Origin of the sequence: Paenibacillus sp. FSL P2-0322 (assembly GCF_037975315.1) — a bacterium.
Taxonomy (GTDB): Bacteria; Bacillota; Bacilli; order Paenibacillales; family Paenibacillaceae; genus Paenibacillus; species Paenibacillus polymyxa_B.
Genome location: NZ_CP150243.1, coordinates 1,510,680 through 1,535,063, shown reverse-complemented (window position 1 = coordinate 1,535,063; position 24,384 = coordinate 1,510,680). Strand labels below are relative to the sequence as shown.

Annotated in this window: 20 protein-coding genes and 1 riboswitch; of the genes, 10 read left to right on the top strand and 10 right to left on the bottom strand. The window is 46.2% G+C overall.

The features are described 5' to 3' along the window. Positions 1-95: 95 nt before the first annotated feature. The 5 genes from MKY24_RS06745 to MKY24_RS06725 all read right to left on the bottom strand — a co-directional run bounded on the left by MKY24_RS06745 (position 96) and on the right by MKY24_RS06725 (position 4,503). Entirely contained in the window at positions 96-446 is a 351-nt protein-coding gene (locus MKY24_RS06745) for a type II toxin-antitoxin system PemK/MazF family toxin (protein WP_007429335.1), read from the bottom strand. A gap of 6 nt (positions 447-452) precedes the next feature. Then, a complete protein-coding gene (locus MKY24_RS06740) occupies positions 453-734 on the bottom strand; it encodes a ribbon-helix-helix protein, CopG family (RefSeq protein WP_007429334.1) in 282 nt (93 codons plus the stop codon). Between the two features lie 293 nt (positions 735-1,027). Further along, entirely contained in the window at positions 1,028-2,224 is a 1,197-nt protein-coding gene (gene alr / locus MKY24_RS06735) for an alanine racemase (protein ID WP_028543050.1), read from the bottom strand. Positions 2,225-2,482: 258 nt separating this feature from the next. Continuing rightward, complete coding sequence (locus tag MKY24_RS06730; protein ID WP_339201637.1) at positions 2,483-3,760, bottom strand: DUF4367 domain-containing protein; 1,278 nt, start codon at positions 3,758-3,760, stop codon at positions 2,483-2,485. Between the two features lie 110 nt (positions 3,761-3,870). Continuing rightward, a complete protein-coding gene (locus tag MKY24_RS06725; protein ID WP_053324896.1) occupies positions 3,871-4,503 on the bottom strand; it encodes a LysE family transporter in 633 nt (210 codons plus the stop codon). Positions 4,504-4,739: 236 nt separating this feature from the next. Between MKY24_RS06725 and MKY24_RS06720 the strand changes: the two genes are divergently transcribed. Together MKY24_RS06720 and MKY24_RS06715 are read left to right on the top strand one after the other, a co-directional pair. After that, positions 4,740-5,732 (top strand): ABC transporter substrate-binding protein, encoded by a 993-nt coding sequence (locus MKY24_RS06720; RefSeq protein WP_071559020.1) that lies wholly within the window; start codon positions 4,740-4,742, stop codon positions 5,730-5,732. Between the two features lie 109 nt (positions 5,733-5,841). After that, positions 5,842-7,572: an ABC transporter substrate-binding protein gene (locus MKY24_RS06715; protein ID WP_071559654.1), complete on the top strand. Its 1,731-nt coding sequence runs from the start codon at positions 5,842-5,844 to the stop codon at positions 7,570-7,572. Between the two features lie 24 nt (positions 7,573-7,596). On the opposite strand, the gene MKY24_RS06710 is transcribed toward MKY24_RS06715, so the two are convergent. The 3 genes from MKY24_RS06710 to MKY24_RS06700 form a co-directional block, all read right to left on the bottom strand. Further along, positions 7,597-9,228, bottom strand: coding sequence for a formate--tetrahydrofolate ligase (locus MKY24_RS06710; protein WP_023987590.1), 1,632 nt, complete (start codon positions 9,226-9,228; stop codon positions 7,597-7,599). Positions 9,229-9,440: 212 nt separating this feature from the next. Next, positions 9,441-9,749 carry a hypothetical protein gene (locus MKY24_RS06705; protein WP_013309242.1) on the bottom strand — a complete coding sequence of 103 codons (309 nt, stop codon included), beginning with the start codon at positions 9,747-9,749 and terminating at the stop codon, positions 9,441-9,443. 100 nt (positions 9,750-9,849) lie between these two features. Then, positions 9,850-10,353 carry a hypothetical protein gene (locus MKY24_RS06700; protein ID WP_023987589.1) on the bottom strand — a complete coding sequence of 168 codons (504 nt, stop codon included), beginning with the start codon at positions 10,351-10,353 and terminating at the stop codon, positions 9,850-9,852. A 268-nt stretch (positions 10,354-10,621) separates the two neighbouring features. On the opposite strand from MKY24_RS06700, the gene MKY24_RS06695 reads away from it, so the two are divergent. From MKY24_RS06695 to MKY24_RS06670, 6 genes are all read left to right on the top strand, one after another. Then, positions 10,622-11,329 (top strand): response regulator transcription factor, encoded by a 708-nt coding sequence (locus tag MKY24_RS06695; RefSeq protein ID WP_023987588.1) that lies wholly within the window; start codon positions 10,622-10,624, stop codon positions 11,327-11,329. Position 11,330: 1 nt separating this feature from the next. Continuing rightward, positions 11,331-12,275 (top strand): sensor histidine kinase, encoded by a 945-nt coding sequence (locus MKY24_RS06690; protein ID WP_049828512.1) that lies wholly within the window; start codon positions 11,331-11,333, stop codon positions 12,273-12,275. Positions 12,276-12,383: 108 nt separating this feature from the next. Further along, the gene (locus tag MKY24_RS06685; RefSeq protein WP_028543057.1) at positions 12,384-13,307 is read left to right on the top strand and encodes an ABC transporter ATP-binding protein; all 924 of its coding nucleotides are present in this window, start codon (positions 12,384-12,386) and stop codon (positions 13,305-13,307) included. Continuing rightward, positions 13,300-13,995, top strand: a complete 696-nt coding sequence (locus tag MKY24_RS06680; RefSeq protein WP_023987585.1) for a hypothetical protein — start codon at positions 13,300-13,302, stop codon at positions 13,993-13,995. The genes MKY24_RS06685 and MKY24_RS06680 overlap by 8 nt, the downstream gene beginning before the upstream one ends. Before the next feature lie 121 nt (positions 13,996-14,116). Then, positions 14,117-14,261: riboswitch (FMN riboswitch) on the top strand. A 172-nt stretch (positions 14,262-14,433) separates the two neighbouring features. Then, positions 14,434-15,381 carry a DMT family transporter gene (locus tag MKY24_RS06675; protein WP_023987584.1) on the top strand — a complete coding sequence of 316 codons (948 nt, stop codon included), beginning with the start codon at positions 14,434-14,436 and terminating at the stop codon, positions 15,379-15,381. A gap of 240 nt (positions 15,382-15,621) precedes the next feature. Next, positions 15,622-17,652, top strand: a complete 2,031-nt coding sequence (locus tag MKY24_RS06670) for a methyl-accepting chemotaxis protein (protein WP_053324890.1) — start codon at positions 15,622-15,624, stop codon at positions 17,650-17,652. 143 nt (positions 17,653-17,795) lie between these two features. On the opposite strand, the gene MKY24_RS06665 is transcribed toward MKY24_RS06670, so the two are convergent. Beyond that, the gene (locus MKY24_RS06665; RefSeq protein WP_068939842.1) at positions 17,796-19,277 is read right to left on the bottom strand and encodes a carboxylesterase/lipase family protein; all 1,482 of its coding nucleotides are present in this window, start codon (positions 19,275-19,277) and stop codon (positions 17,796-17,798) included. A gap of 153 nt (positions 19,278-19,430) precedes the next feature. Further along, on the bottom strand, positions 19,431-19,994 hold the full coding sequence (locus MKY24_RS06660) for a transcriptional regulator (RefSeq protein WP_028543060.1): 564 nt from the start codon (positions 19,992-19,994) through the stop codon (positions 19,431-19,433). A 514-nt stretch (positions 19,995-20,508) separates the two neighbouring features. On the opposite strand from MKY24_RS06660, the gene MKY24_RS06655 reads away from it, so the two are divergent. After that, positions 20,509-21,732, top strand: coding sequence for a glycine betaine/L-proline ABC transporter ATP-binding protein (locus tag MKY24_RS06655; protein ID WP_028543061.1), 1,224 nt, complete (start codon positions 20,509-20,511; stop codon positions 21,730-21,732). Next, positions 21,707-24,304 carry a glycine betaine ABC transporter substrate-binding protein gene (locus tag MKY24_RS06650; protein WP_339201636.1) on the top strand — a complete coding sequence of 866 codons (2,598 nt, stop codon included), beginning with the start codon at positions 21,707-21,709 and terminating at the stop codon, positions 24,302-24,304. The genes MKY24_RS06655 and MKY24_RS06650 overlap by 26 nt, the downstream gene beginning before the upstream one ends. Positions 24,305-24,384: the final 80 nt, after the last annotated feature.

Sequence of the window (24,384 nt, the reverse complement as noted above, 5' to 3'; positions counted from 1 at the left end):
GTTAAAGCAAGCCCTACCTGCATTTTTCATTGGACACGCAAAAGGGCAGCGCCCAAGCGCTGCCCTTTTCCCGTTTCACTCGTCGTTCCATCACGCTAAAAATCAATCAAACCGAGACTGATTTGTAGCGAATCGCTCACTTTGCGCATGGTTTCTTCATCTAAATGGGTGATTTTGTCGGTAAGCCTTTGCTTGTCGATCGTCCGAATTTGCTCCAGAAGAACAACAGAATCACGATCAAAGCCATGCGTCGCCGCGTCGATTTCCACGTGTGTAGGCAGCTTTGCCTTCTGAATCTGAGCGGTGATAGCTGCTACGATCACAGTAGGACTAAACCGGTTGCCGATATCATTTTGAATGATCAGCACAGGTCTGACGCCACCTTGCTCGGAACCGACTACGGGTGAAAGGTCTGCAAAAAAAACGTCGCCGCGCTTTACGATCAATATGGATTACACCCCGCTAACTGTACGGCCCAAGGTGCTGTTTGCATCTTCCTCCGCGTGAAAGGCTTCGGATGCCATGGTTAAGTTAATTTTAGCCATTTCCATGTATCCACGCTGCATAGCTTCACGAATGTAACGTTTTTTACGTTCGCCTACATACAGCTTCATGGCCTGCCTGATAAATTCACTGCGGTTGGAATTTTCCATAGCTACGATCCCGTCCACTTCCTGCAAGAGATGATCTGGCAAACTGATCATTATTCTTTTGGTGTTCTGCAAATTGGCCAACTTCTCTTCCACCCCCAAAACCTTGTCGCCATTGTACCATTATAACGTTATTCCCGGTAATTTATTCAAACGGAATACAAGAGAATGTATATGATATTCGTATATCATCTATGCTGCATTCCATTATAAACTACGCAGTTCGTTTTCGTACAGGCGTTTGATCCCCGAAATACAAGTGTCAGCGGAGCCTGATGCGTCTTTTGACAGTTATAGCGCTCTTTTCTTTCCTTTGTACATATTTCGGGACGTTCTGCGAAAACTCCTGCTTTTATTCGGTAATTTGCGTTATGAAATTAATTCCAGCGGGTTGGAAGAAGCGAGTTCACTCGAACAACAGGAACATGACCTCGTGTGTATACACGCGGTACCCTATCTGCGATCATGCAGATCACCTCATAGTGGATCGTACCAAGCTTGGATGCCAACTCATCCGCCGCGATAGTTTCGCCGGACTGCTGGCCGATGAGAACAACCTCTTCGCCGGTTTGGATTTCTTCCGCATCTTCTGCGAAAGATTGTAAGGATACCATACACTGGTCCATGCAAATCGTACCGAGTACCGGGACGCGGCGACCGCGTATCAACACTTCGATCTTCCCACTCAGCATGCGGGAGTATCCATCCGCATAGCCGATTGGCAGTGTACCGATCCGTTCTTCACTGGAGGTTACATACCGGGTGCCATAACTAACTCCCCAGCCGGGAGGAAGCGTTTTGGTGTAAACCACCGCCGTCTTCAATGACAATACAGGCAGCAGCTCAATGGCTTGCCGATTAACCTCATCAGACGGATACAGACCGTATATACTGATACCAATCCGCACCATATTGGGGGAAAGAGAAGGGGTATCAATGGTGGCGGCGCTATTGCCCGTATGTATAATGGGAATGGTAATACCTTGTTCCCTTAGCGCTTCCGCCACGCCCCGAAACCGATCATATTGCAGCAGTGTATAGCTTTTGTCTTCTTCATCCGCGCGGGCAAAATGGGTGTACATGCCTTCCAGCAGCACCTGCTCTAATTCGTGAGCCTGCCGGACAAAAGCCATAGCCTCTTCTCCAGGCAGCAAACCCAGTCTTCCCATGCCACTGTCTATTTTGATGTGCACCTTCAGCTTGCGTTCGTTTCCTTGGCGGTCCAGTCTGCGGATACCCTCCAGCACTTCTTCACTGAACACAGTCAATGAGATATCATGCTCCCAAGCCGTTTGTACAGCTTCCGGTGAGGTATAGCCGAGTACAAGAATCGGTAGCTGAACCCCCGCATGACGAAGCTCCAACGCTTCATCCAGAAAAGCGACGCTCAAATAATCCGCACCAAGGCGTTCCAATTCCTTTGAAATTTCCACGGCACCGTGTCCGTAGGCATTAGCCTTGACACAGACCAGTATCAGCTTATCCGCTGGCAATGCCTTGCGAAAAGCTTCATAGTTGGCGCCAAGGTGATCCAGGTTGATTTCGGCCCGGGTCGATCTGTATTGTGCTTGCAAATCCAGTCACCTTCTTCAATTGTTAGCCTGTAACATAACCTTTTACCATTCGGAGTGTGGCAAAGTTCTTGCTTCCAAAGGTTAATGGTAATGTTCAAAAACGTGGCTGTCAATGGCAGGAGACGTTTGCCTGCATCCTCTACAATGAACACGACATACAAGCGGTGCACATCCTAGACCGCGAATGAACAAAAGACGGATACGGGCGGCAGCAGAGCATTTTTACACTCTAGACCGTCTGCATCCGTCTATAAAGTTTTATTTACCCGATTGATCCTGTATAGAAGCGGCAATTTGTATCATTTCGCTCACAGGCAGGTCAGCACTGGTGATTCTGAACTCGATTCCGTCATTCATCCAGGTCATCGTCTGCTGTTCGCCTCCGGTCAGAACGGCAAAGCTTCCTCCAATATCAACCAGTTCGCCTGCGGCCAGTGCGACCGCCCGATCTTTGGGACGTGCCTCTACAATGGTATAGTTATACGTTCCACTATACCGCAGCATCACCGCATGTGTACCATTATCCTCCAGCTCCGGCGTATCCTTGATCTGTACTCCGGCTGGCGTGTAGGACGGTTCGATCAAGCCGAACTCACCCATCACAGCTTCTGCCGCATCTGTTCCCGCTGACGTTCCGTTTGTGGCATCCGATGTGCCCGGGGTTTGTTGCTGCGCCTCTGCGTTGGCTGCTGCGTCCGGTTTGGATGTATCGTTTGTGGCAGTACCGTCCACCTTCGCTTCCCCTGACTGCTGCTGGACTGCATCCCCTGTTGTTCCCTGCTCTTGTCCGGGTTCGCCAGACGTCACGCCAGTCGTCCCATCCATCGCACCGGAAGGATCAAGCTGACCGCTGGAATCTACTGCTCCAGAAGATGGCGCCCCTTCGCTACCCGTACTCGTCTTACCTGAAGCCATGTTCCGCTCCATATCAAAGGAGTCCTTGTCAAACTTCGTATCAAAAGCAAATTGATCGAATTTCAGATCAACAACTACCTTGGCATTCGCATCAGACACCTGTACCTGAGTGGGTGCATAGTCATTTTTGGACAGCCATATCTTTTGTCTCACCAGCGCATGGCTGTTGTAATTTGCTGCCACATCAAACACATAGGATTTATCGTCGGTAGCCAACTGACGGGAGGCATCGCCGATAATGCTGCGAACTAACGTTTCATATAAATATACTTGACCCTGATTGTTTGGCCAGTCGCTTTTGAAACGGAAGCTTTTGTTCAGGCTGGGTGTCAGTACAAATACACCCTCATCATTACGAAGCACAATTTGCGTAACATCCTTTTTCTCGTTCGTCATGGCAATTCGGTAATAGGACGGCTTGCGGTAGGAAATATCAACCTTGTATTCCTGCGGCGTGTCGCCGGTATGCAGCGTCATCAAAGCTGTACCGTGGTAGCTGTTCAGGTCGCTCACCACGTCACTCAAATCTTTAACCACATCGTCCGCGCTCTTCTTGCCGCACCCGGCCAGTAGCAGCGTTACACACATGACCATGGCAAGCATCCATGAAATCCGGCGCATGTCATCAACCCCTTCAGCACATGTTTTAAATGAATTAGTACATGTCTATGAAGGACTTGTTCGATTTATGCAGACTGGCATGACAAGCTTGAACGTATCCTTGTGTAATGCTATAAAATCTTTTGGAGAGTGATCATAAATTCATACAGGAAATAAAAAGAAAAACCGATCAAGACCACACCAGCACTGATCGTGACCCACTTGATGGCGGTTCGATTCATCGCTTTTCGTGTTGTCGCAACAAGGGCCATCAAGCCTAAATCATGGATAAGAATACCAAACAAAATACCTAAGCCAACAACCAAGAATTGACTTGTATTTGACTGATCAAATGAGCTTGCCAGCACAGTCCCAAAAACACTCACCCAGAACACTAAATTCCCCGGTGAAACAGCTACAAGCAGTCCATTTTTATAGGAAGAAAATAATGATTTCGTCTTTTTTTCTCCTTCCAGTGCAATATCATGATCCGCATTTTTAATGCTGTCGTACCCCACGTAGCACAAAAATATAGCTCCAATGAGCCACATGATCACCTGTACAACAGATAATGACAAAACAGAGGCCAGACCAAAATATAAACCAATGATTAATAACAAATCGACGGTCATCCCCCCAAGGCCCACAATCCATCCATGCATGAATCCATTCTTTAGCCCTTGCTTCGTCATTTCAACCGTAATTGTACCTACAGGTAGTGCTATAGAGAAACCTAGTAAAACATATGTAATAAACAATGCCATTTCAAAACCCCTTTCAAATGTATAAAAACGATATTCTATACCATAAAAAATGACAAATCAATAAAATTTGAAAAACCTGAAATGAGCTAAGAACACATGAGACTTATTTTGTACAAAATCGGATTCATTGACCAAGTTTGTCCATTGAGTATTGAGGGTCCAGCGCTTATCATTGCTTTTGTGATAATAATTCTCATTTACAAAATTCTGAATCATTCTATTATACGGAGGTTGCTATGGTCAACAAGAACTCGACAATCAACAAAAATTCTACTCGACAATACACTGCTCTGATCTACCTTTTCTTTCTTATGGGGGCATTGCTGCTGGGATGCGGCGCATCTGACAATCAGACTGCAAGCAGCAACACAACAGCATCTACAAAAACATCGGAAGCTGCCACAACTCGTGACTACACAGACTATAAGGGACATACAGTGAACATTCCCACGACTCCTGGGCGCATTGCTTACTTCGGAGAAAACTATGGGGATCTATTGGTTTTAGACGTACAAGCTATAGGTACATCGACTTCTATGATTGAAGGCAAGGTTTATGAGAAGCAGGTTCAGAACGTGGCCGATCTGGGGTTCCCGATTAATTTGGAAAAAACCTTGGAACTTCAGCCTGACCTGATCATTACCGCCAATACAGATGAAAAACAATACGCAGCGTTAACAAAAATTGCACCTACAATTATGTTCGATACCTTTGCCCCGTTAAACGAACGTTTGCTACATCTCGGAGACATTGTGAATAAGAAAAAGGCTGCTGAAGATTGGCTTGCCCAATATAAAATAAAGGAAGCGGAGATGTGGATCAAGCTTCACGCAGAGGGTGTTAAGGCGGGGGAAACTGCTTCAGTGTTTACCTACTATCCTGGTGACCGTTTATTCGCAATGGGACGGACAGGACTGTCACAAATACTGTATGAAAAGAATGGTTTCAAGCCTACTCCTCTTATTCAGAAAGCACTGGATGAGGACAAAGGATTTGTACAAATATCTCAGGAAGTGATCGGACAATACGCTGGAGATCGGATTTTCATACTAAGAACACCAAGTTCAGAAGCCCAACAATCCACTGAACAGTTAATGAAAAGCAAGCTGTGGCTCCAGCTTCCTGCTGTCAAACAGGGACGTGTGTACACTCAGGATATTGGCAAAACTGAAAGTGATGCTTCCACTCGAGAATGGCTGCTGGAGGAATTGCCCAAGCTCATCAAATAAAAATTGGAGAAGCTTATCGACACTTGTTGATAGGCTTCTTTTTTGTTGAACCTAAAGGAGGTATACTTATACATACATGATAACCATTCTCAATAAAAGGAGCAATACCGTGAACCAGTCTCCGTCGTCCGTATATCCTCCCCCATTCAGCTCACTGCTTTTTCATTTTAAAGAAATTGCGTTGGTTGGTGAGCCTACCGATGAATTATTATCACGTCCCAATTCATATCACTGTCTTCTTATATTCATCGGTGGGACAGGTATGGTGGACATTGGCCCAGAGCAGTATCTATCCCATACAGATCATGGGTATTGGCTAGCTCCAGGTGAATCCTATCAAATCGCTCCCCTGAATGGAACTGTACCCGAATACTACAAAATCACGTTTGAGGTCATCGCTTTGCCATCAGAACCACAAGCGGACATGGCCTTGGCTGAACACGCAGCACGTATGCCATCCCTATATCATGAACCTGTCCTGCCGGGACCGCGCGAATACATTGCCTCCTCTTCTTCCTCCAAACTTATTCAGTTGACTGAAGAGTTATTTCATAGTACCCAACAAACGGTACAGCCGCATAACCAAACATCTGTATTACGGCAGCAAATCATGTTTCAAGAGTTGCTCTTGCTGTGGCAGGAAGACCACACCCATATTGATCAAAATAATACCTCTAATCCGGCATTGCCAGCATCGGTGGAAGGTACCCTTTCATATATGGAAAACCACTATGAAAAGCCCATTACCGTCAAGCAGCTCGCTAAACAAGCGAACGTTTCCATATGGCAATACTCCCAATTGTTTCGTACAATTACAGGCAAAAAGCCGCTGCATTACCTCACTGAGCTGCGCTTGAACCATGCCAAGCGGCTGCTGCTGGAATGCAAACGGCCTTTACGTGAAATTGCCCGTCAGGTTGGTTTCTCTGACGAATATTATTTTAATCGACGGTTTAGGCAAATGACCGGGATTCCCCCTGGCAAGTACGCACTTTCTGTCTCCGGTTCTGTGCGCGTCAAGGATTGGACGGGTCACCATATTCACATTCCGCGCCGAGCAAGCCGCATCATCTATCATGGAGAAACGATGGGCGATCTATTGGCATTAGGGGCCAAAGCCATCGGTGGAAGTCTGCGGCTCAGTGAATACAGCGTCTATAAACATCGTCTTGTGAATGTCGCCGATGTGGGCCTTCCCCTGGATATTCGCTTGACCAGCGCTCTTGATCCCGATCTAATTATCATCGCCAATTCGGATGAACAGGAATATGAGCGCATTGCCAGTATCGCTCCAACCGTTACCTTCAACTCCTTCGCCACGCTGGAGGAACGGATGCGTACACTTGGCGCCTGGCTCGGTAAGGAGCGGGAGGCCGAACGCTGGTTGTCTACCTTTACAGCCCGCAATCTGGCAATGTGGCAGCAGCTCGGTACGCAAATCACAGCCGGAGAAACGGCCTCCGTCTTCATCTTCGATCATGGTGATCGGCTCTTTGTCATGGGTATGTCTGGATTCTCGTCGGCCCTCTACCACCCACAGGGCTTTCAGCCCGTTGAGCCGATCCAAAAGGTGCTCGACGCGGAACAAGGCTTCGCGGAAATAGATCCGAACGAATTACCTGATTACGCCGGGGACCGCATTTTTATGCTTGTCCCAACAGCTCCAGAATCCAAACATACGCTGGAACGCATGATCAGCAGCCCTCTCTGGCGCAGTCTTCCTGCTGTACGTCAAGGTCGGGTATATTTCGTAGAAGCTGACCGCTGGAACTGGAGCGATGCCATGACCCGGCAAAAATTGCTTACTGCACTGCCCAAACTGCTCGGCACTTCATCTTAAGAAGTTGCCATTTTTCTAAAGATACTACATTAGACCTTGAATGCTCCCATCTGCCTCCAGCGACATATGCTCAGCTGCTGGGGATTTGGGCAAACCTGGCATCGTCATAGTATTGCCTGTTTCCACGACCACAAAGCCTGCCCCTGCGGACAAAGAAACGCGGGACACGTGAATGGTAAAGCCCTCCGGTGCACCTAGCAGAGAAGGTTGATCTGAGAAAGAATACGGCGTTTTGGCCATGCATACAGGCAGTTGTCCAAAACCAAGCTGCTCCATACCGGCCAACGCCCGTTTGGCCGCAGGAGTGTAAGCTACCTCTGCCGCACCGTAAAGCTCCTTCGCAATGACACTAATTTTCGCTTGCAAATCAAGTGTATGCTCATACAATGGTGCAAAATGGGCTTTGTCCTCCTGGAGCAGGTTGAGCAGGCTTTGGGCTAGCTTTTCTCCCCCTTGGCTTCCCTGTGCCCACACCTGTGACAGCTCTGCGGGTACACCCAGCTTGCGGCATTCCGAGAATATTAGTTCCAGCTCGGCCTCGCTATCTGTTACAAAATGGTTGACCGCTACCAGTACTGGCACGCCAAACTTTTGCAAATTCCGTACATGCCGATTCATGTTGGCTAATCCAAGTTGCAATTGCTCCAGATTTTCTGCGTCCAGCTCATTTTTAGCTACACCGCCGTTATATTTCAGCGCTTTGGCGGTTACGACCAACAAAGCCGCATCTGGCTGCAAACCGGATTGACGGCACTTGATGTCAAAAAACTTTTCTGCCCCCAGCTCAGCCCCGAATCCAGCCTCCGTAACGACCACCTCTCCCAGCTTCAGGGCCAGCTTCGTACCGATCAAACTACTGCATCCATGCGCAATATTCGCAAAAGGTCCGCCATGCACAATAACTGGAGTTCCCTCCAACGTTTGCACCAGATTGGGTTTCAATGCTTCCCGAAGCAGCACAGCCATACCTTCCACCGCATGTAGTTCCTCAGCTGTTACCGTTTCACCATCTACGTTATAACCAATCACCATCCGACCCAATCGCACTTTAAGATCGTCCATATCTTCACTTAAACATAATACCGCCATCACTTCTGAAGCCGAGGTAATCAGAAAGCCACTTTCTCTCACCGCTCCATTACCTGACCCCAATCCGGTCACAATATTTCGTAAACTCCGGTCGTTCATATCGACAGCGCGTTTCCACACGATCCGCTCCGGTTTCAACCGCAAAGCATTTCCATGAAACAAATGGTTATCGATCATCGCTGCCAGCAAATTATGCGCAGCTGAAATCGCGTGAATATCACCTGTAAAATGCAGGTTAATGTCTTCTGCCGGAACAATCTGGGCTTGTCCTCCCCCGGTTGCTCCTCCTTTCATGCCGAAGCAAGGGCCAAGGGACGGCTCACGCAACGCAGCAACGGTTTTATGCCCCAGCGCATTCAGCGCCTGTGACAGCCCGATGGTTGTCAGCGTTTTTCCTTCTCCCGCCGGTGTGGGATTCATCGCCGTAACCAGCACCAGCTTTCCATTCGGGCGATCCTTTAACTGCTCCCACAGGGACGGATTCAGCTTCGCTTTATATTTTCCATACGTCTCCAAATGTTCTTCTTCAATTCCTGCTTCTTTGGCTATATCAATAATCCTCTTCATCTTTCGTTATGTACCCCCCGTTTTATAAGTCTGACCGATGGTGCCAAACCCTGTATCGTTTTATTTTACCAAAGTGTGCCGCTTATTGCGCTATGATTCATTTCATCGCAAGCGTTGCTATCATGTGAGTTATAAAAAAAGAGCATTCCCCGCCCGCATGGACTTTGGTGGATGCTCTTTTGATACGTCTCGTTTAACAAGCAGCTCTCAAATTAACCTGCAAAGTTAGCAGCGTAATTTTCAGCAATAAATCCCTTGGAAATCAGGATAGCTTGGGATTTCTTAGTAGCAGGACCATAGCCTTGGGACAGCAGATCATTAATATGTAAGCGGTTATAAATGAAGCAAAATACAAAGTTGGACGCCCCACTCGTAAGGATCGATACCAGAAAAATAATAACTGCCCACTTCCAATCCCCTCTAAACAACGCAGGGAAAAAACCGAAAAAGAGCGTAGTCCATGAAAAACCTACTTTGCGTTCCTTGATCATTCCAGTTTTATTTCTTAATTTAATTTTCATTTACCCCTTACCTCTCTTTATATAGTCTTTTAGAACTATATTAGATTATATAGGACAGAGGGAATAAATGGAACTTAATTTCGGTAAAATCATAAATTTCTCAAATACTCTCTAGTTTATAATGCTTTTCTAGCATTTCTTTAAAAACATCAACAGGGTACTTGTATTCAACAGTTTTGAAAACAATCCGGTTATTCCACTGGTTTTTTTCCAGCTCGCACCCATGCTCCATATCCAGTTCCTTCATGATAAAAATAATCTCATCCAAGGTTCCCATTACACTATGACTATTCGTCGTCGTAGCCAGCATCTGCTCGCCTTCCTGTGTGTATGCCTTTACAATCTGCTCATCAAAGCCTTCACTGATCATTAATTCCTTCAAAGCTTGCACAAAAAGAACTGGCAGGTTGTTGTACTGCGATTTTTTGATCCCAAAAAGCGTGATGCTTAAGCGGGATATATCATGCATAAACACTATATTTTTTCTTCGATTAAGTAAAAACAAGCTGGCATGCCAACTATTCAAAGGCGGATAAATATCAACTTGAAGTGGTTCAGTCTCCCATTCCTTCAGCAGTTTTTGTGTTCCTCGTATAACAAACATCGTTGCTCTCCTTTATTGACGGTCCTGTACCGCAGCGTGATTCGACATACCTAGTCTCTTACATGAGGCATGTCCCGGATATTATAACACCGTATTCCAAACATCGGATTATAAACTCTTTCAGTATAATATAGGGGAATGATATATTACCAGACACATTAATTTTCCCTTTGGATATTTTTTATGGAAATCCCCTCCACTGCTCTATATAATTCAGGTACAGTTCGTCACGCGAGCTTAATCTAAAAATTAGGGGTGTTCCACACCTATGTCACAACATATTTTACTTATTGAAGACGATCTATCCATCGCCGAAATGCTACTCAAAGCACTCACTAAGGAAGGATACAGTCTAACCACTGCCTATGACGGGGAAGAGGGGCTTCTTGCCTTTGAACGTCATACCTATGATCTGGTACTGGTGGATTTGATGATGCCGAAGGTGGACGGTATGGAGGTGATCCGCCGAATCCGTACCCACAGCGCCGTACCTATTCTGATTATGTCAGCCAAGGACAGCGATGTGGATAAAGCGCTTGGACTGGGCTTTGGGGCAGACGATTATGTTGCCAAACCTTTTTCAATGCTGGAAATGACCGCTCGTATTCAGTCCGCGATCCGCAGATCTACTACATATGCCCGTCAGCAACAGCAGGAGGAACAGCCGCAAGCACAAGTTTTGACCTACGGCAGTCTGCGCATTGATTTTGATCATTTTACAGTCATACGCAATGAAAATGAAATTCAGCTAACAGCCAAAGAGTCCGATATTTTGAAGCTGTTTGTAGCCAATCCGAATCGAGTATTTACAAAAGCACAATTATACGGATTTATTTGGAAAGACGATTATATGGGCGACGAGAACGTGATTAACGTCCATATTCGCCGCCTGCGCGAGAAAATCGAAGAAGATCCCTCTCATCCTGTCCACATTAAAACGCTATGGGGCATTGGCTACAAATGGGAGAATGGTTGATATGAACATCGAAAACATTTCTCAATGGATTATCGTCCTCATCATGTCAATCGTTATAGTATGGCTTTGGCGGGAGCGTGTGGCCTATAAGCGCAAAATAAAGGATATCCGAACCCTACTAGAGCGGATCGTGACGGTGAATCATGCGGAAAAGCTGCTATATGTCACAGGTGACGTTGAACTGCAACGACTCATGACGGAAATTAACCGACTACTGGACTTGAATCTCAGAGTGTCTGCAGATTACAACCGTAGCCAAATCGCTATGCGCAAAATGATTTCGAACATTTCCCACGATCTCAAGACCCCGCTTACGGTTGTGCTTGGATATGCCGAGATGCTGGATGGCGATCCGACTATTTTGCCAGAAGAACGTATAAAGCTGCTATCCAAAATTCATCAAAAGACAAGCGAGGCGATTGAGCTGATCGGCAGCTTTTTTAGCTTGGCGAAGCTGGAGGCTAATGATACGGATATTCCGTTGACTCGACTAGAAGTGGGAGAACTGTGCAGACGCAGTATTTTGGAGTTTTATGACCTGCTGACCGCACAGGGGTTTACTGTGCATATTGAGATCCCAGAGCACCCCATTCATGCCTTGGGGAACGAAGGAGCGATTGGGCGGGTACTGAACAATCTGATCTCGAATGCCATTCGCTACGGGGCAGACGGACGGACGCTGGGTCTGGCTCTATCGGAACAGCAGGATACGGTGTGTATCGAGATATGGGATCGTGGGAAAGGCATACAGGAATCTGAGCAGGACAAGGTTTTTGAACGCATGTACACACTGGAGGACTCCCGCAATAAGGCGGTACAAGGCAGCGGACTGGGCCTTACGATTGCCAAACGCCTGGTTGAAGCGATGAACGGAGAAATTCAATTAACTAGTAGACCATATGAGCGGACGGTCTTCTCTTTTACATTGAAGAAAATCAACTATTAGTCGAACTAAACATGCTTAACTTAATAAATTTGTAAGAATCACGAAAGAAAAATGAACATTTCGCCCTTTATCCTTGAATTATCAGCAGTATACGAAGGGAGAACACCCATGACTTACGTAATACGTACACATCAGTTGACAAAGGCCCTGAAGGGCAACGAACTTGTAGCGGGAGTCAGTATGAATGTGCGCAAGGGAGAAACCTATGGCTTTCTCGGTCCTAACGGGGCAGGCAAGACGACGATGATGAAAATGATTACGAATTTACTCAAGCCGACATCGGGTGAAATTGAATTATTCGGTGAGAAATTAACCCCGAAGTCGTATCATCTGCTCGGACGGATGGGTTCAATTATTGAATACCCGATTTTTTATGACAGGCTGACGGCACAGCAAAATCTCGAACTTCATTGTGAATATATGGGCTACTATAATAAGCAGGCTGTTCGGGATGCCCTGGAATTAGTGAATTTGCGAAATGCAGATGACAAGCCGGTAAAGGATTTTTCGCTAGGAATGAAACAACGTCTCGGGATTGCCCGCGCTATTGCGACTAAGCCAGAGCTACTCATTTTGGATGAACCCATTAATGGTCTGGACCCAGTGGGAATCAAGGAAATCCGCCAGCTATTCCACATGTTATGCAAGGAATATGGGATGACCCTGCTCGTGTCCAGTCATATTTTAGCGGAAATAGAGCAGATTGCGGATACGGTAGGCGTGATTAATCACGGACGACTGATTGAGGAAGTATCGATGGAGCAGGTGCGGGAAACCAATACGGAATACATCGAATTTACGACCAACGATTGTAAGAAGGCGGCCTACGTCCTCTCCCATCATTTGAGCCTGAATAATATAAAGGTGATAAATGAACAGAGTATACGTATTTACGATACAAATGTACCGCAGAAACAAATTACGAAGACGCTCATCTTAAATGATATAGAGGTGGATTCCATTCATCAGAAAAGCAGCACGCTGGAAGACTACTTTTTTCGCCTGTTAAACGGAGGTGATCTCCATGCTTAAATTGATGCAGTTGGAGCTGAAAAAATTTCATCTGACGGGTTATATCCGTTCAGCACTGATCGCCAATGCATGCATTCTTGGGCTGCTCTGTGTTATTGCGCTGGAAAGTCAAAGTGAAGGAATACCTGAATTCACACAGTACACTCAACTATTGGATCTAATAGACAATTTTGTAAGAGCTACATTTATTGTGTTTGCTTCCGTTCTCCTATGCCGCTTTATCGTCGGGGAATTTAAGTCCAAATCGATTACGATCTTGTTCATGTATCCGATTCATCGTCAAAAGCTGATGATCGCCAAACTCTTGGTCGTATTACTGTTCACGTTCTTGTCCATTATTATTTCGGAAATAATCATTACGGCTGCTATTCATCTGCTCAACCAGTTTGTTTTGATTGTACCGGATAACCTTACTCTTTCCATACTGGGGCAACAATCAGCACGGACGTTAATCAATGCCGTTGCTGCCAGCTTTATGGGACTGGTTCCGCTGTATATGGGGATGCGAAGATACTCTGTACCCACCACCATTGTGACCTCAATCCTGATTGTAGCATTGCTTTTCTCCAATAATAACGGCGCTACACTTAGCTCCATAGCCCCCGTGCAAATCGGCTTCTCTATACTGGGAATGCTTGTGGCTTATGCGGCGATTCGAGGTATTGAGTATAAGGATATTACCTCGTAATATGTAATTTCGTAGAGCGCTTTCAAAAAACAGATGAAAATCATTGTTCGATATACACACATTTTTCACTGGACTTCATTCTAAAACAGGTATATCCTATAGGAGAAATTAAAAACGGAATAAGGATCTTCGGGGTAGGGTGAGATTCCCAACCGGCGGTATGGCTCATGGAGCTAAGCCCGCGACTCTGTATCTGGCAACAGGATACGGACTGATTTGGTGAGATGCCAAAGCCGACGGTAAAGTCCGGATGGAAGAAGATCGAAATATCAACATGCCGCGAAGTGGATGAATACTGCGTTATTGGTTTTGCAGTAACTTCATTTAACTTGCATAAAGCGGCAAGTTTATTTGATCAACCCCCGTCTTGCATGGCCATTCGCCATGGACGGGGGTTTTTGTGCCACCGGTCCTGTATTCGCAAGGAGCTAATTGAGTATGAGTCAATCTTCTACTGTACTAACATCCAAAGGTTTTGATCGTAGCTCCCACATGAAAAGCGGTTTTTGGCTGGTCGCAATTGGAGCGGCCTTGTGGGGCGCAGACCCGCTGTTTCGTATTATTTTGTTAAAGTCATTTACTTCAACACAAATTGTACTAATGGAGCATGTGCTGCTTTTCCTCGCTCTGACACCGATGCTGTGGAAGCATCGTGAGGAACTCAAAGCGGTACGGCTTCGTCAAGTTTTCGCTATTTTGTTCGTCTCGTGGGGTGGCTCGGCTCTGGCCAGCGTAATTTTCACCATGGCACTCAGCAATGGTGATTTGAATGCTGTACTCTTACTCCAGAAGCTTCAACCCTTGGTCGCTATTATTCTAGCTCGTATTATTTTGAAGGAAATGTTGCCGCGTCATTTTGGATTATTAATTGTCGTCGCTCTGTTCGGGACGTATCTTCTGACCTTCGGTTGGTCGCTCCCCTTCGGACATGTTCGTGATTTTGTCCAGGTCGGTAGTCTACTTGCACTCGGTGCAGCAGTTCTGTGGGGCGGTTCGACAGTCATGGGAAGTTACTTGCTTCGTTCAATGAAATATGAAACGGTAACCTCCCTCCGCTTCATGGTCGCGCTTCCTCTGCTGATTGTCCTCACCTCTGTAGAGCATGCGCCATGGAATATGCCTGCCGGTACATGGGCGGGCGCAGCTGTGATTATCAATCTGCTATTGCAGGCATTGCTTCCGGGTCTTCTTAGCTTATTGCTGTATTACAAAGGCTTAAGTACGACCAAAGCGTCTTATGCTACGATGGCAGAATTAAGCTTTCCCATGGTTGGTGTCGTGATTAACTGGATCGCATTTCAGCAAATTGTCACTGTAGCGCAATTGACTGGTTTTATGCTCATCTGGATTACGCTCTTTATGATTTCACGTCAGCAAAAAAATTAACAGTTCAATGTCCCTTACATGACTCACCCAAGCCAAATTGTGTAGATGCTTTTGCATCTCTGATTTGGCTTTTTATGTATTCGTATTCATATAAATCATAGTTCTTTAGACCTATTTTCCGAAAAAAGTGTCTAAAACATGCAATTATTCCTCGTTTCTCAAAGATTACATCTATAAAATTCGTCGGTTTCTGTCGAATAAAACAATGTAGTGATCATCAGACACAGAGGAGCAATAACTATGACTAAAACAAAACAAACAGTTCCGTGGTGGAACAGGTTTCTCAAGCAGTTTTATTTAATGAGGACAAGATTAATAATATCTTTTTTGGCTGTGTTATTGATTCCGAGCGTACTTATCGGGTACTTTTCCTATCAGGGGGCTACGACACAACTCAGTCAGCAAATGGGCGGTTCCGTATACACGAATCTGTATCTGATCCGAAGCAATGTCAATCAGTATGTAGCGCCCATTATGAAAGACCTGGACGTGCTTACCACTGAAATCAAATCTGATTCCATTGGTACCAACCAAGAGGCCCTTCAGAAAAAGTTGGATGTCATCGTCAAGGCTCATCCCGAGCTAGATGCCGCGCTTCTCGGCAATGCGAAAGGGCAATACATACGTTCGCCGAAAAAACAGGAGGACGATTATGACCCCCGGGAGAGAAAATGGTACAAAAATGCAATGCTGGAAAAGGGAAAGGTATTCGTCGGTGTTCCAGTTGCCAGCGTCACGACAGGGAATTTAGTCGTTAATATATCGGGAACGCTGGAGGACGGTGAAGGAGCTGTTTCATTGGCTTTGAATCTGGACAAAATGGGTGAAAGTCTGCAGTCTGTTAAGATTGGTGAACGCGGAGGACTCATTATTGTTGATTCTGAACATAAAGTTGTATCTGGGACTGGAACAGCCTTTAACAAGGCAGGCAAAAAACCTGCTGACGCCATAGAGGGACTTCCCGAAGTGGCGACAACCGTCGAAAATGATACTCCTTCCATGTCGCAAATTCAATTTATGAATCGAGATATGCTGGCCTTTACACTTAAGGACCCTCTCACCGGTTGGAGCATTGTCGCACTGTCGGATCTGGAGGATTACAGTGATGCAGCCCAACCGATTCTGAAGCAAAGCCTAATTGTGATTGTCATTTCCATACTTGCCGCTGCAATCATCATTGTGCTTATGGTCCGCTCGTTCTTAATTCCGCTGCGCAAGCTGCAAGCAGGAACACGCATCGTCCGTGACGGAAATCTGACCGAACGTGTTAATCTATCCAGCAAGGATGAGTTCGGCGAACTGGCACAGAATTTTGACCAGATGACGCATTCCTTGCATACGATGGTTTCCGAGGTCAATCAAACGTCCTCCCGACTTGCTTCCTCTTCTCTGATGATCAAGGAAAGCACAGAGCAAACGACGGAGTCCGTACAACACGTAGCGGAAACGGTTATGGAATCCGCGGAAAATGCAGCCACCAGCGCCGAGGCGTCCGAGCAAACCGCTAATGCCGTTGAAGAAATGGCGAAGGGTGTCAGCACCATTGCCGAATCGGCAAGCTCCATCGTGGATTCAGCAGGACAAACCGAGCATGATGTGGCTCAAGGCAGTCAAATGATCAGCCATGTGCGGACACAAATGGACCGTATTCTGGAAGCTGTAAGCCAAACAGCTAGCCTGATGGATGAGCTATCCCAGCTCTCGGACGATGCGAAGCAGATGAATACAGCTATTGCCGCTATTGCCAAGCAAACCAATTTGTTGTCTCTGAACGCGTCTATTGAAGCTTCCAGAGCAGGCGAAGCCGGACGTGGATTTGCCGTAGTCGCTATAGAGGTACGCAAGCTGTCTGAGCAATCCAAGGAAAGCGCGGATTCCATCAGTCAGATCATTACTCAGATGCTCGATTTGATTCAACGCTCCACCGCTACCATGAACGGTAATGTTCGTAACCAGGTAGGTGAAGGATTACGTATTAGCCAAGATGCAGAAGGTGCATTTACGAATATTGAACGCTCTACATCTCATATCGTGGAACAAATTCAAAGTGTATCCGCTGCAGCTGAACAAATCTCAGCCAGTACAGAGGAAGTTTCCGCTACTGTCACCCATTTGGCAAGTCTGTCTCGCAATTCAGCGGACAGTTCGCAGACAACATCTGCTGCCGCTCAGGAGCAAATGGCGGCCATGGAGGAAATCGCATCTTCGTCTCAGGAGTTGTCCAACATGGCGCAGGATTTGCAACAGCTGGTTAAGCGATTTAAGATTTAACTTACACATTGCAGCGTTGCAATTTCATGCAAGTAAGAATGAACAGCAATACATCTTATGACTAACAAAAGCCTTCGTCCGTATACAAATTACGGGCGAAGGCTTTTTACATTAGAGTTCTTAGGATGCTCTCTCTTGTCTACTTATATGGTCATCTGACCGATTAACTGACGGCGTCTATCTCCTTCGGGGTCGTGCTCTACCTTAATATCCTGATGGAAAATAGCTGTAGTCCGCTCTTCCCTGTCGTACATTGGCCAAGCCCCCTCCGACAGCACAGGCTTCCCATCACGTGCAAAAGCAACCCATGCCTGCTGCATAGCTTGAGCCAGCTTCTGCATCGACGGTTGAATCTCTAATCCAAGCTTACCTAGCAGCTCCAGATTATCGAAAACAAACGCAATTTCGGCACCGTGAACCGCTTGTCCAAAGGTAGGATGCCCCGGCAATGTCCAATCAAAACGATACATCCATACAGGCGTATGCGCCGACTGCGCAACAGCAAGAGCCAACGCAGGACGCCAAAAAAATAGATCAGTCAACATTTGCGCCTGTCCCTCAATCGTAACCGGAAATGGTTCTATCAGGTCGCCGATGTCTGACATGCCCGTCATCATCTCCAATGCCTGACTCGCTGTTGACTTGTTCATTAGATGGGATTCTTTTCGGATGAAATAGGCCCCCTCATGCAAGTTCGTTCCAATCAAAACGGATACCTGCTTTGCTGAACCTTGCGCGATTGCAGACAGCGGTACATCTGGCAAGGTCACACCGTCCACGACAGGTTGATAGATCATCGCCATCCCTGGTCCGATGACTTCATGCGTCTTCGCCATAGCTAGCATCAGCGCATCTGTCGGCAGCGTAAACAACCGTTCTGGATGCTGAGTGTCCACACCCAGCTGCTGCAGATACACAGCCGTCACTTGTTCAGCCTGTGAAGTTGACAATACCTGCGACGCACCACTCTGCAAAATCGCACGCTGGAACAGTCCCTCAGCTGCTGGCATCGCCAATAAAGCGGCAATACTCATCGCCCCTGCCGATTCACCGAACACCGTTACTTCATCCGGGTTACCGCCAAAGGCAGAGATGTGATCCCTAACCCATTCCAGCGCAGCGATCTGATCCAGCAGTCCCGCATTAGAGGTCAGGCCATCTCCCTTTGGAGTCAGATGCAAAAATCCTAACGGCCCCAATCGATAATTGATCGTAACAACCACAACATCGCCATTCTTCGCCATGCGTTCCCCGTCATATAAAGGTATAATCCCGGACCCCGTGACAAAGGCACCGCCATGAATCCACACCATCACCGGACGTCCCTTCTCAGGAGCCTTCGAAGCAGGTGTCCAAATGTTCAGGTATAAGCAATTCTCTGACTGCTCAGGCGGTTCCACCAGATTTCCAGTCATGCTTTCAGCGGATGGCATAGGTTGCGGACAGATTGGCCCAAAACTCGTCGCAGCCCGTACACCCTCCCAAGACTCCAAAGGCTGGGGTGCGTGAAAACGTAGTTTTCCAATAGGAGGCTGTGCATATGGGATACCTTTCCATACATGATATCCATTCCCCGTTTCCCCACGTAATTGACCTAAACGAGTATGTACTGTAATACTCTCCATCATGAAGCCTCCTTTATTTCGTATGTTCAACACAACGGTATAATATCAATCTTTACATATCTCTATTATACCCTTTGCACACGGCCAAACCAAAAAATACCGGAAGCACTTTTGCGCTCCGGCATTTTTATAAACAAGATAGAGAAATAGCGATTAATCCCGAACTTCTTCTTTGGGAATCAGCTTGTAAATTTCTTCGCTTTCCATAGAGTCAATTAGTCGGTCTAGCCACTTGTAATAAGCGACGGCCTGCTTCATTTTCATACGATCTTGCTGAAGAATCGCCTTAAATTCCTCGTACTCTTCCCCCTGATTCATCAATCTGTCCAGCTCATCAATGGCTTTGCGCAACACCAGTAAATTTGTTTCTACCGCTTTTCTCCATTTAATAGCGAAGAAATCAGTGAAGGTTTGATGCCAGTCATATTCGACTTCATACAAGTCCTTGCGTGAGCCCTTGCTCCATACCTTATTTACCATTTTCAGATCCAATAATGTTCGAACTCCTGTACTCATGCTCGTTTTGCTCATTTCCATTTCACGGCCCATCTCGTCCAGCGTCATCGGTTTATCCGCAAAAAAAAGCAAACCGTATAAATGCCCCGCAGACAAAGTGATCCCATACAGGTCCATGTTTTTACCTATAGCTTCTATAACACGTTTGCGAATTTTTTGCAGCGAAGCCTGCTGCTCATCACCTAACTGGTACAAGCTCATGCTTGCAACCTCCTAATTTTAGAGCATTTTGCACAACCTAGTATGAACGATTTACCCGTAAAAGATTAGCTTTGACGCAATGTATGAAATCTTTCAATATAAATGAAATGTTTCAAAAACAAAGCTTCTGTCTATATTACAACAGCATGGATCGTTCAAAATCATAATTCGCAAAATTGCTAATGATAGTAAACTTTTAAAATTATGGATATACATAAATCTTTTTCTTATGGTTATATTTCATTGTCTATTTTAAAAAAAGCACTATCGGTTGTAAAGTTCCGAATGTTTGAGCATTCTATAGAACGAAGGAGCATATCAAAGGAAACTTTGTACAGTTTTTTCTGTACGTACTTTATGAACAGTTTTTTTGTTTGAAATGTAAGCAATGCTTCTGTTACAATTAATTTTGTCATTAACCGTTCAGGATGTTCAGAATTATGATTTTTATACTCAATCCTTAATGCAACATGGGGTTAATACCAAGCAAAGTATAGAAAGAAGAGGTGTATGTATGACGATTTTGGAAGTCAAAAATGTCAGCAAACTCTTTGGTCCTCACGCAGAGCAAGGTGTTCCGCTCCTGGAGCAAGGCTGGGGCAAGGAAAAGTTGGCCAAAGAAAAACAGATTACTGTTGGTGTCAATAAGGCCAACATGGAAATTAAGCAAGGTGAAATTTTCGTAATTATGGGTCTATCGGGCAGTGGCAAGTCCACTTTGGTGCGAATGCTAAATCGCTTGATTGAGCCTACCTCCGGTGAAATTCTGGTCCACGGCAAAGATCTCCGTAAGATGAACAAAGAACAACTTCGCGAAGTTCGTCGTAAAACCATCAGCATGGTTTTTCAAAAATTCGCCCTGTTCCCACATCGGACTGTATTAGAGAATGTAGAATATGGTCTTGAAATTCAAAAGGTAGAAAAAGCACAGCGTCAGGAAAAGGCGCAACAAGCGCTGGAACTGGTTGGTCTTAAAAACTGGGGCGATAAAATGCCCGATGAATTGAGTGGCGGTATGCAGCAGCGTGTCGGTCTGGCACGGGCGCTGGCTAATGACCCTGAAGTACTTCTGATGGATGAAGCGTTCAGTGCGTTGGACCCTCTTATTCGCCGTGACATGCAGGATGAGCTGTTGGAGCTTCAAGATAAAATGAAGAAAACAATTGTGTTTATCACCCATGATCTGGATGAAGCGTTGCGGATTGGTGACCGGATTGCATTGATGCGAGACGGTGCGGTCGTACAAATCGGTACACCGGAAGAAATTATGATCCAACCGGCTAACTCTTATGTAGCCCGCTTCGTCGAGGATGTGGATCTGTCCAAGGTATTGACGGCTGCTCATGTCATGCTTCGTCCAGAAACCATTACCATGGATCGTGGTCCGCGTGTGGCTCTGGAATTGATGCGGGAGCGTGGGATTTCCAATTTGTTCGTCATTGACCGCACCAAAAAGCTACTGGGTGTTATTAACGCCGAGGATGCTGTTCATGCACTGCGCAACAATTTGAAGATTGAAGATATTTTGATCACTGACGGACCGCAGGTTCCTGCCGAGACTGTCATTAATGATTTGTTTGAAATTACAAGCTCGTCCAAGGTACCGCTGGCTGTAGTCGATGATAAGCAGAAGCTACTGGGCGTTATCGTCCGTGGAGCATTGCTCGGCGCACTTGGTGGAGATGTTACCACTATGAAGGAGGTGAATGCCCATGATACCGAAACTGCCAATCGCTGAGTGGATTCAATCCATTGTCGACTGGATGGGTATTCATCTGGCTGGATTGTTTAATGTTATTTCTTCCATTATAGAAGCTGTAGTAGGCTTTTTCTCAGGCCTGTTCATGCTTCCGCACCCTCTGGTGTTCATCGTGATTATCGGGATTATCGCCTTTATGATCGGGCGGGTTCAGCTTACGCTGTTTACTGTCATCGGCTTCCTGCTAATTGATAATCTCGGCTATTGGAGTGAAACAATGAATACGCTGGGACTGGTCATCACGTCTGCGCTCGTATCCATTGTTATCGGGATTCCCATCGGGATCTGGTGTGCATACAGTAAATCCGCATCACGCATTATCACGCCTTTACTTGATTTTATGCAGACGATGCCTGCGTTCGTGTACTTGCTCCCAGCGGTTACCTTTTTCAGCCTAGGTGTTGTACCAGGTGTTATCGCTTCTGTTATCTTTGCTATCCCCCCAACCATTCGTATGACCAACTTGGGGATTATGCAAGTATCGGGTGAGCTGATCGAAGCATCAGACGCTTTCGGTTCAACATCTGCGCAAAAGCTGTTCAAAGTTCAGCTTCCACTGGCTTTGCCTACCTTAATGGCTGGTATTAACCAGACGATCATGCTGTCACTGTCCATGGTTGTTATTGCTTCCATGATCGGTGCAGAAGGCATCGGTGCTGTTGTGTACCGTGCTGTGACACAGCTGCAAATCGGTAAAGGTTTTGAAGCCGGCCTAGCTGTTGTCGTTCTGGCTATTGTGCTTGACCGTTTTACGCAAAACCTGTTTAAACCTACGCAAAAAGGCAAAAGCCGCGTATCCAGCAAGCAAAAAGTATGGATTACTTCTGCAGTTACAGCTGTCATTTTGATCGCTGGTGCATCTCAATATTTTGTTGGTACGGATCATTCCGCATCTGGCAAAGGTAACGCTGCTGCCAACCCGGTTGGCGAAGAAGTCGGTTACAAAATTATCGGTATTGATGCCGGGGCAGGCATTATGAAATCGACTGCCAAAGCAATTCAAGACTACAATTTGTCTGATTGGAAGCTCGTTGAAGGTTCCGGTGCAGCCATGACGGCCACACTGGACAAAGCCATTAAAGCGAAAAAACCGATCATTATTACAGGTTGGACTCCACACTGGATGTTCAACAAGTATGATCTCAAATATTTGGAAGACCCTAAGAAGTCTTATGGTGAAGCCGAGGGTATTCATACGATTGCCCGTAAAGGATTGCAACAGGATGCTCCTATCGCTTATGAGTTTCTGAAACGTTTCAAATGGACACCAGAAGATATGGGTGAAATGATGGTCGCCATTCAAGCCGGAACCAGTCCTGAGCAAGCTGCCAAGGATTGGGCGGAGAAACATGCCGACAAGGTTCAGGAATGGACTCAAGGACTGCAACCTGTCAAAGGTGACACCTTCAAGCTAAGTTATGTGGCTTGGGATTCTGAAATTGCCAGCACGAATTTGCTGAAATATATTTTGGAAAACAAACTAGGTTATAAAGTAACCGCACTGCAAGTGGAAGCAGGTCCTATGTGGACGGGTGTCGCTAGTGGTGATGTAGATGCTTCACCTGCGGCATGGCTGCCGTTAACCCATGCGGATTACTGGGCTAAATACAAGGATAAGCTCGACGATCTTGGGGCTAATATGAGTGGTGTTAAAACCGGATTGGTCGTTCCAGCTTACATGGATGTTAAATCGATTACTGATTTGCAGGATAACGGAGCCGAAGCGGCTCCGGCTTCCGCCACAACTGGGGACTTTGGCAAAGAGGTCGGCTACCGCATTGTCGGTACCGACCCTGGAGCCGGACTAATGAAGCTGACCGCTAAAGCTATGAATGACTATGGCTTATCCGACTGGAAGCTGCTTGAAAGCTCTGGGGCTGCTATGACCGCTACACTGGATAAAGCTATCAAAGCCAAGCAGCCTATCGTCGTAACAGGTTGGACTCCTCACTGGATGTTTAATAAATATGATTTAAAATACTTGAAAGATCCTAAAAAAGCGTACGGTGATAAGGAAGAAATTCATACCATCGCCCGCAAAGGCTTGAAGCAGGATGCTCCAGTGGCTTATGAATTTCTAAGCAGATTTAAGTGGACTGCTGAAGATATGGGTGAAGTGATGATCGCGATTCAGGACGGTACTGCCCCACAACAGGCTGCCAAGAACTGGGCTGATAAACATCCTGACAAGGTTCAGGAATGGATCAAGGGCCTACAGCCCGTCAACGGTGATCCTTTGAAGCTGAGCTACGCTGCTTGGGATTCTGAAATTGCCAGTACGAACGTATTGAAATATGTATTGGAACAAAAATTGGGCTATAAAGTAACAGCCCTGCAAGTGGAAATCGGCCCAATGTGGACTGGCGTGGCCGGCGGAAGTGTAGATGCTACTGCTGCCGCTTGGCTTCCATTGACGCATGCTGATTATTGGGCTCAATACAAGGATAAGGTGGATGACATCGGAACCAGCATGACTGGCGTTATGTCCGGGCTTGTCGTTCCATCCTATGTGCCGATTGATTCTATCGAGGATCTTAAGCCGCCGCAATAATATTTTTTCCACTTTTAAACCATACGAATAAGCGAAAGGCAGATCAGGATTTAATCCTGATCTGCCTTTTTATGATATCC

Excerpts from the sequence above, each read along its gene's own strand:
- MKY24_RS06705 (WP_013309242.1), bottom strand. The coding sequence starts at position 9,749 with ATGAAAATTAAATTAAGAAATAAAACTGGAATGATCAAGGAACGCAAA.
- MKY24_RS06725 (WP_053324896.1), bottom strand. The coding sequence starts at position 4,503 with ATGGCATTGTTTATTACATATGTTTTACTAGGTTTCTCTATAGCACTA.
- MKY24_RS06700 (WP_023987589.1), bottom strand. The coding sequence starts at position 10,353 with ATGTTTGTTATACGAGGAACACAAAAACTGCTGAAGGAATGGGAGACT.
- MKY24_RS06655 (WP_028543061.1), top strand. The coding sequence starts at position 20,509 with ATGACGATTTTGGAAGTCAAAAATGTCAGCAAACTCTTTGGTCCTCAC.
- MKY24_RS06710 (WP_023987590.1), bottom strand. The coding sequence starts at position 9,228 with ATGAAGAGGATTATTGATATAGCCAAAGAAGCAGGAATTGAAGAAGAA.
- MKY24_RS06665 (WP_068939842.1), bottom strand. The coding sequence starts at position 19,277 with ATGGAGAGTATTACAGTACATACTCGTTTAGGTCAATTACGTGGGGAA.
- MKY24_RS06680 (WP_023987585.1), top strand. The coding sequence starts at position 13,300 with ATGCTTAAATTGATGCAGTTGGAGCTGAAAAAATTTCATCTGACGGGT.
- MKY24_RS06670 (WP_053324890.1), top strand. The coding sequence starts at position 15,622 with ATGACTAAAACAAAACAAACAGTTCCGTGGTGGAACAGGTTTCTCAAG.
- MKY24_RS06660 (WP_028543060.1), bottom strand. The coding sequence starts at position 19,994 with ATGAGCTTGTACCAGTTAGGTGATGAGCAGCAGGCTTCGCTGCAAAAA.
- MKY24_RS06690 (WP_049828512.1), top strand. The coding sequence starts at position 11,331 with ATGAACATCGAAAACATTTCTCAATGGATTATCGTCCTCATCATGTCA.
- MKY24_RS06730 (WP_339201637.1), bottom strand. The coding sequence starts at position 3,760 with ATGCGCCGGATTTCATGGATGCTTGCCATGGTCATGTGTGTAACGCTG.
- MKY24_RS06720 (WP_071559020.1), top strand. The coding sequence starts at position 4,740 with ATGGTCAACAAGAACTCGACAATCAACAAAAATTCTACTCGACAATAC.
- MKY24_RS06675 (WP_023987584.1), top strand. The coding sequence starts at position 14,434 with ATGAGTCAATCTTCTACTGTACTAACATCCAAAGGTTTTGATCGTAGC.
- MKY24_RS06685 (WP_028543057.1), top strand. The coding sequence starts at position 12,384 with ATGACTTACGTAATACGTACACATCAGTTGACAAAGGCCCTGAAGGGC.
- MKY24_RS06650 (WP_339201636.1), top strand. The coding sequence starts at position 21,707 with ATGATACCGAAACTGCCAATCGCTGAGTGGATTCAATCCATTGTCGAC.
- MKY24_RS06695 (WP_023987588.1), top strand. The coding sequence starts at position 10,622 with ATGTCACAACATATTTTACTTATTGAAGACGATCTATCCATCGCCGAA.